At 66.1% G+C, this 12,469-nt stretch carries 11 protein-coding genes; 5 read left to right on the top strand and 6 right to left on the bottom strand.

From position 1 onward, the window contains the following. Positions 1 to 1,526: PAS domain S-box protein (locus tag AP428_RS24760; RefSeq protein WP_054928394.1), on the bottom strand; the 1,526-nt coding region annotated here is incomplete at its 3' end. A 397-nt stretch (positions 1,527 to 1,923) separates the two neighbouring features. Here AP428_RS24760 and AP428_RS37260 point away from each other — a divergent pair. The 3 genes from AP428_RS37260 to AP428_RS24770 all read left to right on the top strand — a co-directional run bounded on the left by AP428_RS37260 (position 1,924) and on the right by AP428_RS24770 (position 2,766). After that, positions 1,924 to 2,088 carry a hypothetical protein gene (locus tag AP428_RS37260; protein ID WP_166488164.1) on the top strand — a complete coding sequence of 55 codons (165 nt, stop codon included), beginning with the start codon at positions 1,924 to 1,926 and terminating at the stop codon, positions 2,086 to 2,088. Positions 2,089 to 2,164: 76 nt separating this feature from the next. Continuing rightward, a complete protein-coding gene (locus AP428_RS24765) occupies positions 2,165 to 2,515 on the top strand; it encodes a BON domain-containing protein (protein WP_006479803.1) in 351 nt (116 codons plus the stop codon). 53 nt (positions 2,516 to 2,568) lie between these two features. After that, complete coding sequence (locus AP428_RS24770; RefSeq protein WP_006479804.1) at positions 2,569 to 2,766, top strand: CsbD family protein; 198 nt, start codon at positions 2,569 to 2,571, stop codon at positions 2,764 to 2,766. A 238-nt stretch (positions 2,767 to 3,004) separates the two neighbouring features. On the opposite strand, the gene AP428_RS24775 is transcribed toward AP428_RS24770, so the two are convergent. Beyond that, positions 3,005 to 4,033, bottom strand: coding sequence for a DUF1338 domain-containing protein (locus AP428_RS24775; RefSeq protein WP_011694514.1), 1,029 nt, complete (start codon positions 4,031 to 4,033; stop codon positions 3,005 to 3,007). Positions 4,034 to 4,257: 224 nt separating this feature from the next. On the opposite strand from AP428_RS24775, the gene AP428_RS24780 reads away from it, so the two are divergent. Next, positions 4,258 to 5,205, top strand: coding sequence for a LysR family transcriptional regulator (locus tag AP428_RS24780; RefSeq protein WP_006479806.1), 948 nt, complete (start codon positions 4,258 to 4,260; stop codon positions 5,203 to 5,205). Between the two features lie 193 nt (positions 5,206 to 5,398). Here AP428_RS24780 and AP428_RS24785 read toward each other — a convergent pair whose 3' ends face one another. From AP428_RS24785 to AP428_RS24795, 3 genes are all read right to left on the bottom strand, one after another. Continuing rightward, positions 5,399 to 7,528, bottom strand: coding sequence for a TonB-dependent siderophore receptor (locus tag AP428_RS24785; protein ID WP_041489630.1), 2,130 nt, complete (start codon positions 7,526 to 7,528; stop codon positions 5,399 to 5,401). A 584-nt stretch (positions 7,529 to 8,112) separates the two neighbouring features. Continuing rightward, positions 8,113 to 8,478, bottom strand: coding sequence for a hypothetical protein (locus AP428_RS24790; RefSeq protein WP_011694512.1), 366 nt, complete (start codon positions 8,476 to 8,478; stop codon positions 8,113 to 8,115). A gap of 140 nt (positions 8,479 to 8,618) precedes the next feature. Next, entirely contained in the window at positions 8,619 to 9,590 is a 972-nt protein-coding gene (locus AP428_RS24795; RefSeq protein ID WP_012338783.1) for an ankyrin repeat domain-containing protein, read from the bottom strand. Positions 9,591 to 10,258: 668 nt separating this feature from the next. Here AP428_RS24795 and AP428_RS24800 point away from each other — a divergent pair. Continuing rightward, positions 10,259 to 11,887, top strand: a complete 1,629-nt coding sequence (locus AP428_RS24800) for an NADP-dependent glyceraldehyde-3-phosphate dehydrogenase (protein WP_011694510.1) — start codon at positions 10,259 to 10,261, stop codon at positions 11,885 to 11,887. A gap of 74 nt (positions 11,888 to 11,961) precedes the next feature. On the opposite strand, the gene AP428_RS24805 is transcribed toward AP428_RS24800, so the two are convergent. Then, positions 11,962 to 12,469 (bottom strand): LysE family translocator (locus AP428_RS24805; RefSeq protein WP_054928395.1); only part of this gene is annotated, 508 nt, incomplete at its 5' end.

Consider the following 12,469-nt stretch of genomic DNA (forward strand, 5'->3'; position numbering starts at 1 on the left):
TTGCCCTTCGCGCCGCCCTTGTCGCCGCGCGCGCCGTTCGCTTCGGCCGCGCCGACGATCCCGCGCTCGCGCGCCCACACGATCGCCTCGCCGCGACTGTGCACGTCGAGCTTCGCGTAGATCGTCGCGACGTGATTGCGTACGGTGTTCGGCGCCAGCCCGAGGCGGCCGGCGATTTCCTTGTCGGCCAGACCGTGGCACAGCAGGTCGAACACGTCGCGCTCGCGCGCGGTCAGGTCGGACAGCTGCGCGCCCGCATCCGGCGCATTCGCGCGCCGCACGTTCGCGAGCTTCTCGATCAGCGTGCGGCTGAACCACGACGCGTCCTGCATCGCCGTCTCGATCGCATAGACGAGCTCCATCTCGGTACGCTTGCGGTCGCTGATGTCGAGCAGCGCGACCAGCAGGCAATCGCGCCCGTGAATCGCGACGGGGTCGGCCGACACGACGCAATCGCGCACGTCGCCGTCGCGCGTGCGAATCTGCACGTCCACGTTGCGCACGTGACCGTCGCCCGCGAGCCGGCCTTCGATACGCGACCACGCGCCGCGTTCGGCCCACAGCCCGATCTCGTCCGCGGATTTACCAAGGAGATCGGCCTGCGCATGGCCCGTCATCGCGGCAAACCCGTCGTTCACGTCGAGTAGCTCGAAACGGTCGGCCGTGACGATCGCCATCGCGACCGGCGCCATCCGGAAGGCCGTCGCGAAGCGTTCCTCGCTTTGCATCAGCGCGCGCTCGGCCTGCTTGCGCGGCTCGAGATCCATGAACGTGAACAGCATGCATGCCTCGCCGTTCATGTCGATCGGCTGCCCGGCGACCACCACCGCCTTGGTGCTGCCGTCGGCCAGCTTGAGCACGGCCTCCATCTGCGGGATCGTCGCGCCTTCGCCGAGCCGCTCGATCGCCAGCTCGCGCCGCTCGGCCTGTTCGAGCACGTCGATCTCGTACACCGAGCGGCCGAGCACGTCGTCGCGCGCGTGGCCCGTCATGTCGAGAAAGCCCTGGTTGACCTTCACGTAGCGCAAGTCGTCGAGCCGGCAGATCACGGCCGGCGCCGGATTCGCGTTGAAGGTTCGCTCGAAGCGTTCCTCGGCGCTCGCCCATTCGGTCGCGTCGTGCAGCACGAGCGCCAGGCAGTCGGGCGCGCCGGCCGCGTTCGTCAGCACCAGGCTGCGGATGCGGTGCACCCAGCTCACCGACTCGTCGGCGGCCGATTCGACTTCAACCGTCACGTCGCTGAATTCCTCGCCCGCAATCACGCGATCCATCGGATAGTGGCCGTCGCGCACCGGATGATTGTTCCGGTAACGCAGCCGGAATCGCTCGCGGTATTCGGTGACGTCCGCGCCGAGCGCCTTCAGCTCGGTCACGCCATGCATCGCGAGCGCGGCCTCGTTCGCCCAGACGATCCGCTGGTCCGGCTCGATCAGGATCACGCCCTCGGTCAGCCCCGCGATGATCTGGTGCAGCTGGCGCCGGTCGGTATGCGACTTGAGCGCCTGTTCGTCTACTGGTTCGTTCATCGAATCGTTGTCCCTTCTCGTCAACATGAGCGATCAACATGAGCGCCGGCCGAGCGCCCGTTGCAGCGACATGCCCCGGCCGGCGCGTGCGGCGATGATCGCGTGCCGCGCAACGGCGCGACACGCGCGAATGCACTATCTCGAATAGTACATTCGCACGCCGCCCGTGATCGTGCGGTGCCCCGCCGAATGGTGCGGTGCGGCCAGCGCGCCTGTCGCGCCGCGTTGCCCGGGTCGTGGTGCATGTCCCTGCCCACCGTCTGTTCCGTCCCCCAGTGCAAACGCACTAACCGATCCGGTGAATTTGCGCGATGTCCGCTCGCGTTCGCGTCGGTACGCTGGTACTGCATCGGCGCTCATGCGCTGCCCTTTCATACCGCAGAGGGAGGACACACGGATGAAATTGCATCAGACACCCGATCCGACGCGGCCCGAACCGCCCCCGGACCATCCGCCCGAACCGGCGCCCGGCACCGACCCGCCGGTACCGCTGCCGCCCGACGTACTGCGCCCGGACATGCCGCCGCGCGAGCCCGGCTACGACACGCCGATCGCGCGCTGAACGCGCGGGCACCGCACGGGAACGCGCCGTGCTCCCCGACTGATTGATTCAACCCGCCAATCGAAGGAGAACATCAATGAACAAGACCTCGCACCTTTCGACCCTGCTCGCCGTCAGCGCGGCCTTCCTGCTTTCCGCCGCGCCGCTCACGAACGCGCATGCCCAGGCCTCGTCGACCGACAGCGGCATGGCGAGCGAATCGAATCAGCCTGTCACCGACACGTGGATCACGACCAAGGTGAAAGGTGAGCTCGCAACCACCGACGGCGTGAAGAGCACCGACATCAGCGTGAAGACGGTGGACGGCGTCGTCACGCTGACGGGCGTGCTGCCGACGAAGGTCGCCGTGAAGAAGGCCGTTGCCGTGACCCGCGCGATCAAGGGCGTGAAGCACGTCGACGCATCCGGCCTGAAGGCGAAGGCCTGAGCTACCCCGCGGCCGAGCGCCGCACTTTTCTCCCCTTACGAAAGGAGCACACCATGAACGAAGACAAGATCAAGGGCCAGTGGAAGCAGCTCACCGGCAAGCTGAAGGCCAAGTGGGGCAAGCTGACCGACGACGACCTCCAGGTCGCGGAAGGCAATCGCGATTATCTGGCCGGCAAGATCCAGGAGCGTTACGGGATCGCCCGCGACGAAGCCGAGAAGCAGTTGAAGGAGTTCGACCGCGAGCTGTAACGCGCCAGTCGTCTCACCCCGCCGCGACGCGCACCGCGTCGCGGCCACGAGGAGGACCACGACATGGGCAAATATCTGATCGCATGGCTGCTCGGCGTACCGATCGGGCTGCTGGTGCTGTTTTTTCTGGTCACGCACCTCTTCTGACGCGCACGACGCGTCGTCAATGAAAACGGGCCGACGGCTGAAACCAGCCGCCGGCCCTTCTCTTTTGCGTGCGGTGCGTGACGCGCCGCGCTTACTTCGCCGCGTTCGCCGTCATCTTGAAGATGCCCTGCGCGTTGCCCGCATCGAAGCGCAGGTCGGTCACCCAGCGGCGCGCCGCCTGGTCGAACGTGCGCTTGCGCGTGATGAACTCGTAGAACGAACCCGGCACGTTGCGCTTCACCGTGCCGCCGTCGCGGGTGCGGAACTCGCGCTCGACGGTATCCGCGCGATAGGCCGTCTGGAACACGCGGCCCGAGCGCGAGCGTTCGACTTCGGGCTTCATCGGCCGCCCCTTCGCCTTCTCGTCGTCGGACAGCTTGAACACGTCGGCGACGCGGTCGGTCGCGTGATTGAACGCGTTGCCCTCGGTCGCGATCCACGCCATTTCCGCCGATTCCATCAGCAGCGTCTCGTAGTCGAGCTCGTTCGGCACGTCGTGCTGGCGCGCGAACGCGCCGACGATTTCCGGCAGCAGCGCATGGGCGTCTTCGAGCGACAGCCAGCCTTCGCGCTCGACTTCCCACAGCCGCGCGACGGCCGCCGGCGACAGCGGGTCGCGCGACGCGCCGACCACGTTCGTCACGGCCTGCTGGAATTCCTTCGAGAAGCGCTCCGGATGCAGTTCGCTCACGAAGAACTGCGCGATTTCGTCCGGCGCGTCTTCATGCGCATACGCGCGGCCGGTCATGCCGAGCTTGTCGAGCGGGTAGCGGCCGTTCAGGCGGAAGCCGAGCGGACGCAGGATGCGCGTGAACGCCGCCTCGCCCGGCGGCAGTGCGCCCGTGTGCGGCCAGCGCACCGTGCGCAGCGCGCCGTGGTCGAAATAGACCGAGCCACCGTTTTCGATCGCCTCGGCCGTGTACGCGCGGCCGTTCGCCGAACGCTCGAGCAGCCCTTCGAACAGCGCCATGTTCATCGCCTGCGCAATTTCCGCGCGGGTCACGACGCCGTCTTCCCATTCTTCGAGGATGGCCGGCATGTTCAGGGTCGAGAACAGGGCGTCGGTCTTCGCCTGTCCCAGCAGCTTGGTCAGCAAGCTGTCGATATTCGGATTGCGCATCAGGATTCTCGTCTCGGGGACTCGCCGGCAAACGTGCCGGCCACTCGTCGGCCGGCCGCCCACGGGCGCCAAGCCTTGCATGGCAAGCATTATTCAAAGGGTTGCAGCGGGGCGTAAAGCGAGATTAAATTGATACGTGATGAGTTTTTGGAATTATCAGCCGCGCTTCGCTGGCGCTTCACCCCGGCGGCGTGCGGGTCCGTTCGTCAGACGAATCGAGCATCATGCGCAAATTCAAGATCCCCAACATGGGCGCGCTCGTGGCTTTCGAAGCCGCCGCCCGCCACGAGAGCTTCACGCACGCGGCCAAGGAGCTGTTCCTGACCGAAAGCGCCGTGTCGCGGCAGATCGCGACGCTGGAGGCGAGCCTCGGCGTGCGGCTGTTCGCGCGCGTGAAGCAGCGCGTCGTGCTGACGCGCGCCGGCAAGCTGTACGGCACGCAGGTGCGGCGCGCGCTCGAAACGCTCGACCGCGACACGCTGTCGATCATCGCGCACGGCAGCGGCGGCGGCTACCTGGAACTCGCGGTGCTGCCGACCTTCGCGTCGCACTGGCTGATCCCGCGCATCAAGAGCTTCTACGACCGCACGCCCGACGTGCGCGTGAACATGGGCAGCCGCACCGACCTGTTCTCGTTCGAGGACACGCACTTCGAAGCCGCGATCCACTACGGCAAGCCGACCTGGCCCGGCACGTCGTCCGACTACCTGTTCGGCGAGGAAGTCGTGCCGATCTGCTCGCCCGCGCTGCTGAACGGGCCGGTCGAGCGCGTCGAGGATCTGCTCGCGTATCCGCTGCTGCACTCGACGACGCGCCCCGGCGCGTGGGCGCAGTGGTTCGAGACGCACGGCGTCGAGGACATCCGCACGATGCAGGGCGTGCGCTACGAACTGCATACGATGCTGATCAGCGCGGCCGCGGCCGGGCTCGGCGTCGCGCTCGTGCCGAAGTTCTTCGTCGAGGAACAGTTGCAGCAGCTCGGGCTCGTCGTGCCGTGCGACGCGGCAACCGTCGGCGATTCGGCGTACTACCTCGTGTATCCGACCGAGTTCAGCCACAGCAAGCCGCTGGAATCGTTCCGCGGCTGGCTGCTCGAACAGGCGAGCGCGTATGCAGCGCCGGAACGCGACGTGCAAGACGCCGATGAAGAGGATGACGAAGACGTCGAGTAACGGCGCGGTCGCACCGGTGTCATGACGCGGTGGCGCCGGATGCGTGCCGCGCCGGCACGCCGGCCGAAAGAATCTTCACCAGCAGCGCGCGGGCGCGACCGCTCATGCTCGACACATCAAGCGCGAGCCGGATCATGGGCGCTCGAGTGCGAGGCATCGTGAGGAAGCCCCGCATCGTCGCGCACCGCGTGCGTTACATGTGCCACTTCACCGTGGCGGTCAGCGTGCGCGGATCGCCGGGCATGTTGTACAGGTCCGCGTTGCCGTGCGCGGCGATGAAGTAGCGGCGATTGAACAGGTTGTCGAGCGTGAGCGTCACGTCGACCTTCTTGCTGCGATAGCCGGCGCCCAGGTTGAACACCGTGAACGACGGCAGCGTGACGAGATCGCTCGCCGACGTGTAGCGCGCCGACTGGAACTGCATGCCGGCCGCCGCATAGAAGCCGTACGGCAGCTCGCGCTTGAGCCACAGGTTCGCGCTGTGGCGCGGCATCAGCCCCGGCGTATTGCTCGATACCGCGAGGCCGGCCGCCGTCGATTGCGCGGAGCCGTCCACCGTACCGTTCAGGTACGCGTAACCCGCATACACCGACCACTTAGGCGCGATCTCGCCGGTGAAACCGAGCTCCATTCCGCGTACGTGCTGGGTACCGATCGGCAGCGCATAGCCGGGATTCGCCGGGTCGCCGATCTGCTGGTTGGTCTGGCGCATGTCGAACAGCGCGACGCTGGCCGTCGCCTTGCCGCCGAGGTCGAAGCGTGAGCCGACTTCATACGCGGTGGTCTTCTGCGGCGCAAGCGCGGCGCCGTTCGTAAACGCGCCGGAACTGATCAGCGTGTCGGCCAGCGGCGAGAACGACTGGCTGAACGACCCGTACAGCGTCAGCCAGTCGAGCGGTTCGTAGATCAGGCCGACGCGCGGGCTCCACGCATGGTCGGTGCGGTCGAGATTGACGTTCGACGACGTGTAGTCGTGGCGGATCTGGTTCAGGTAGTCGAAGCGCAGGCCGGCAAGCACCTTCCAGTGTTCGGTCAGCGAGATCAGGTCCTGCGCGTAGACGCCCGCGAGCCCGACCACGGTCGACGCGTTCGTCTTCGCACGCGTGCCGGTCGGCACGCCGGGCAGGACGACCGGCTGCGGATTGAAGAGATCGTAGGTCGCGACCTTCGACACGCTGTAGATCGTGTCGAACTTCTGCTGCTGCGACAGTTCGAGCCCGTACAGCAGCTCGTGGCGCATGCCGAACAGCGACGTCTTCTGCGTGAGTTCGAACAGCCCGTCGATGCCGTGATCGGTGCGCTGGCGCGTCGACTGGTCGAGCGTGACGACCGGGTGCGCGGCGGTCTTGATCGGCTCGTACGTCACGTAGTTCTTCCGCTCGAGCGAGAAGTCGTACGCGCGGATCGCGCCGTGGAACGACAGCGAATCGTTGAAGCGATGATCGAGCGACACCGTCGCGCTTTTCGCGGAGACGTCGTTGTACGAACTGTTCACCCCGTCGGCCGACCCGTAGTACGTGTTGATCGGCACGTCGACCGGCCGGCCGCGATACGCGGGGATCCCCTGGTCGGACGTGCGGCGGTCGTGCAGGTAGTCGAATTCGACGTTCAGTACCGTGTCGCGGTCGAGCTTGAACTGCGCGGACGGCGCGATCGCCTGCCGGTTGAGCTGGAACTGGTCGCGGAAGCTGTTCGAATTCTCGGCCGCGCCGGTCATGCGAAAGCGCGCCGCGTCGTTCGCATTCCAGCCGAGGTCGAATTCGCCGCGCCGCTCGCCGCGCGTGCCGAGCGTCACGCCCACGTCGTTCACCGGGTTCGCGAGCGGCCGCTTCAGCACGCGATTCACGATGCCGCCCGCCGAGCCGCGTCCGTACAGCACGGCCGCCGGCCCCTTCAACACCTCGACGCGATCGACGTTCGACAGGTCGCGGTAGTACAGCGCGTCGTCGCGAATGCCGTCGACGTACTGGTCCGTGATGCTGTTGAAGCCGCGGATCGTGATCTGGTCGCGCTGACCGTCGCCGACCGAGAAGCCGACGCCCGGCACGTTGCGCAACGCGTCCTGCAGCGACGTCGCGTTCTGATCCTCGATCACCGCGTGCGGCACGACGTTCACGGTCTGCGGCACGTCCATCAGCGACATGTCGGTCTTGGTCGCCGCGCGCGAATGGCCGCCGTCGTACGACGCATGCTCGGCGGCCGCGTTGACGGAAATCGCGGGCAGGGTCGCCGCGGCGTCGGCCGCCTGCGCGCAGGCGGCGCGTGTGCCGGCAAGCGACGAGGCGATCAGAAGGACGTGGCACGCGCTCTTGTTGAATTTCATCGTTGAAGTAAAGGCAGAGGGAAAATGGTGAGCGCAAACGCGTGCGGCCGACGCAAGGTCATCAGCCGGCGACTCGACAGGCGAACGCGTGTCTACGCACAACGGACGGCGCACAGAGAATCGCCTCGTCGCCCCGGCCGGCATGCCCGGCACGAAAACGCCGTTGCGACGCGTCACGGCTCGTAATGGAGCGAAATATTAAACGAGAATGATTCGCGTTATTAATCAATTTCCAACATGTCGCCTTCGTGCAACGTACCTCCGGCTAACACTGCGGATTCCTGACGAATAACTTTCAGTTTTGCGCATCGACGCGCGGATTTCGTAAAGAAATAGAAAGAAATTGAGCGGGCGCGGTGTGTTATGACCGTATGGATCGAAGGGCTGCTTGGGATGCGTCGTTCGAGGACATGCACTTCGGGCGCGATCCACGACGGCAAGCCGACCTGGCGAGCGCGTATGCGGCGCCGGAGTGCGATACGAAGAGGCCGATGAGGAAGACGACGAGGACGTCGAATGACGCGAGCCATTGCGACATCCCGCCGGCGCGTCGACGGGCCGGCGCGGCCCGTCGACGCCGGGTCTTACTTCAGGCGGCAATCGCGAACGGTCGCGATCCCCGATGCAAAGTCGCCCACGCAATGCAGCGTGACGCGCTTGCCGACCAGCCGCTGCGCCTTCTGTTCGGCCGCCGCATCGACGAACGACGCGCGCACCGCCTGATCGGCATCCACGTCTTCGCCGATCTCCGCGAGCGTCTTGCCTGTGAAGCCCTTCTCGAGACCGAGCAGCGTGCCCGTCAGCGCGACCGGCTGGTCGAAATACTTGTCGCCGCCCGAACCCGTATAGGCCTCGATCATCTGCGCGGCCGATACCTTGAGCTCGCCTTTCGCGGCCATGGCGCCCGAGACGATCGTCAGCGCGAGGGCGGCAAGTGCGATTCGTTTCATTGCGTGGTTTCTCCGTGGTTGAACAGTGTTTTGAAAAAGTTGGCGCTCGCGCGCCGGCGGAACACGACGGCCCTGCACGCACGCGCCCCGTGTCCGCCCCACGGGCAACACGACGGCGCACGACGTGCACGGCCTGACGGTTATTTGCGTGGGGCTGCTTCGATCAGCGCGACGGCCCTGCGGTCGTACACGTCGGGCGTCGCCTTCGCGCCGCGCGCGACCGCTTCGCGCACGCTGCCGGTGGCGTCATCCTTACCCGCGCCGATCAGCGCGGGCGCATCCGGATCCGCGCCGGCATCGAGAAGCGCCTTCACGCAGTCAGGGTTGTGCACGATCGCCGCGCGCAGCAACGGCGTCTCGCCCCAGCGGACGCGTTGCTCGCCCAGCCGCGGCTCGATCGGCGTGCCGGGTTCATGCAGGATCGCGATGCGCTCGGCCGCGGTCGGGTCGGGCTGACCGTCCAGTTCGTAGCGTCGCTCGCACACGAAGCTGAGCGGCGTCTGTCCGGTCTTCGCATGCGCGTACGGATCGGCGCCGGCGTCGACCAGCAGCTTGAGGATGTCGAGATCGGATGCCGCGCGTCCGGTCAGCACCGTGTATCCATTCGGATCGGTGGCGCGGGCATCGGCGCCAGACTTCAACAGCATCCGGACGAGCTCGGGCGACGGGGTATACGCATTCGCGGCCATCGCCAGCGGCGGCTCGCCGCTCGGTGCGATCGCGTTGACGTTCGCGCCCGCGCCGATCAGCAGGCGGATCGTTTCGAGCTGGTCGGGCTTGAGTTCGCCGAGCGTCGCGTTGCTGATCGCGTACGTCAGCAACGTCCAGCCCTTGGGCGACATCGGCATGTTGATCGCAACGCCGGACGCGATGAACAGTGCAACGACGTCCGGCACCTGGCTGACGACGGCCAGCCCCATCGGCGTGAGTTCGGCATCCGGCATCGCGTAGCGCTGCTTCGCCGTCTTGTCATACGGACGCGCGCCCTGCTTGAGCAGCGCGCTGACGCGCGCCAGGTTCCGCGGGGTTTTATCCGCCGCGTAGTCGCCCATGGCGACCATCAGCTTCCATTCCTTGCCTTCCAGCGCGTAGCTTGCACTGGACAACGCCATTCCGGCGCACAGGCACGCCACCCCCCGTGCCAGCACGGTAGCGGCTTTTTTCGTTCTCGACCGCATGAACGCTCTCAGTATCGTTGTGTGTATTCGTGGCGCTGTCGCGCGCCGACATGATCGACGAAATACCGCACACGCACAATGTTCGCGCGATACCTTCTAAAGACAGGACGGGAAAGCAATCAGGAAGACGAGGATGGGAAGCGACGCGTGTGGCCCGCTGCGAATGTCCGGTGCGCGCCGGACCGGGCAACCCCGACCCGGCGCTCCGGGCAGCCGACCTCGTATCGGCGGCGCGGCGGATCTTCTTCTGTTCTTCACTACGTCTGCTCTCAGGTTCACTGCATTTTTTTCCTCACCGCGTCGGGCCATTATCCGCTCAATTCAGCCGAAGTAAAACGTTTGCGGTTGCACCATGGCTGTTATACCGGCGATTCGGCAACAATCTTTCCAAATGCTTACGGTCATTTCGACGCGATAGCACCCAGGTTGCATTCATTGCGGCGTTCCTTTTAAATGGAACTGGTTCCATTCATTGAATCGGCCATGTTCGTGCGTGACGAGCAGCCGCGTGCGCGTCATGATGCCGATTCAGGATCGAGGATCATTCCGCTCAGGATTCGCATCGCCCGTCCTTCCCGGACACCCCGTCAAACGAGACCGTCATGCCCGATTCCGCCTCCCTGCAGCACCTGTTTCCCGCCTTGCAAGAGATTCCCGCCGAATTCCGGCTGGCTTCGCCGATCCACCAGCGCGTGTCGCTCGTCGACGGCGAATTGCGCCCGTGGGACGGCGCAACCAAGACCGTGCTGTCGCCCGTGTGCGTGCGGCAGGCGGACGGCAGCGTCGAGCAGGTCGAGATCGGCAGCTACCCGGTGATGGGCGAAACGGAAAGCGACGCGGCGCTCGACGCCGCCGTGCGCGCGTACGACGCCGGCCGCGGCGAGTGGCCGACGATGAAGGTCGAGCAGCGCATCGCGTGCATGCAGGACTTCATCAAGCGAATGGTCGCGCAGCGCGAACTCGTCGTGAACCTGATCATGTGGGAGATCGGCAAGAGCCTTGCCGATTCGCAGAAGGAATTCGACCGCACCGTCACGTACATGACGCAGACGATCGACGCGCTGAAGGAGCTCGACAACGCGAACTCGCGCTTCGTGATCGCGGAAGGCACGATCGGCCAGATCCGCCGCACGCCGCTCGGCGTCGTGCTGTGCATGGGCCCGTACAACTATCCGCTGAACGAAACCTTCGCGACGCTGATCCCCGCGCTGCTGATGGGCAACACCGTGGTGTTCAAGCCGCCGCAGTACGGCACGCTGCTGTTCGAGCCGCTGCTGGAAGCGTTCCGCGATGCGTTCCCGAAGGGCGTGATCAACACGATCTATGCGCCGGGCGCGGTGGTCGTGCCGCACATGCTCGCGTCGGGCAAGATCAACGTGCTCGCGCTGATCGGCTCGAGCAAGGTGGCCGATCACCTGAAGAAGCAGCACCCGAAGTCGCACCGGCTGCGCGCGATCCTCGGCCTCGACGCGAAGAACGCGGCGATCGTGCTGCCCGACGCCGATCTCGACCTCACCGTGAAGGAGTGCCTGCTCGGCGCGCTGTCGTTCAACGGCCAGCGCTGTACCGCGCTGAAGATGCTGCTCGTGCATCGTTCGATCGTCGACGAATTCCTGAAGCGCTTCACCGCCGCGCTCGAACAGTTGAAGATCGGCATGCCGTGGGAAAAGGGCGTCAGCATCACGCCGCTGCCCGGCATGCATCGCACCGCGTACATGACCGACGCGATCGATGACGCGAAGGCGAAAGGCGCACAGGTCGTCAACCATCAGGGCGGCGAATTCAGCAAGACGCTGTTCTACCCGGCCGTCGTGTATCCGGTGTCCGAAGGGATGAAGCTGTACCGCGAGGAGCAGTTCGGGCCGATCATTCCGGTCGCGCCGTTCGACGACGTGGAAACCGCGCTCGACTACGTGACGACGTCGGAGCACGGCCAGCAGGTCAGCATCTTCGGTTCCGATCCGGCGCAGATCGGCGCGCTCGTCGATCCGCTCGTGAACCAGGTGTGCCGCGTGAACATCAACTGCCAGTGCCAGCGCGGGCCCGACGTGTTCCCGTTCGCGGGACGCAAGGATTCGGCGGAAGGTACGCTGTCGGTGAGCGACGCGCTGCGCGCGTTCTCGATCCGCTCGATGGTCGCGGCGAAGCAGACCGACAGCAGCAAGCAGCTGCTCGACTCGATCGTGTCGGATCACCACTCGAAGTTCATCAATACGGGCTTCATTTTCTGAAGCCGGCTTGACTGATACCGGAGCCTCCGTCGCACGCTAATGCGGCGGAGCGCTTCCGGCACACGCTGCGCGGGCTAGACGTTCGTCACCAGCAGCCGAACGCCCGCCACGCCGAACACGACGGCCAGACACGCTTCCATCGCGCGCCGGCCGCGCACATACAACCGGCGCGCCCCGTCCATCGAGAACACCAGCGCATAGCCGCCGAACACCAGGCAGCCGATCGCCAGACAGCCCGGCACGACGGCGCCATGCGCGCCGCCCGCGCCGTTCGACGACAGCGCGACGATCGACACCCACACGAGAATCGCCTTCGGATTGGTCAGGTGCAGCATCGCGCCGCGCACGTAGAAGCGCGACAGCCGCTGCTCGCGCGCCGCGTTCGCCGCTGCCGCCGGCGGCCCCGCCAGCGCCGTGCGGCCCGACTTGAACGCGAGCCACAGCAGGTACAGCCCGCCGAACACCTTGATCGCGACCAGCAGCTTCGACCACGCGAGCAGCGCGGCCGAGATGCCGAGCGCCGCCACCGTCGCCCAGCACATCGACCCTGAAATCACGCCGAGCGCGAATGCGAGCGCCGCC

The organism is Burkholderia sp. E168m22 (assembly GCF_001319805.1).
Classification (GTDB): Bacteria; Pseudomonadota; Gammaproteobacteria; order Burkholderiales; family Burkholderiaceae; genus Burkholderia; species Burkholderia orbicola.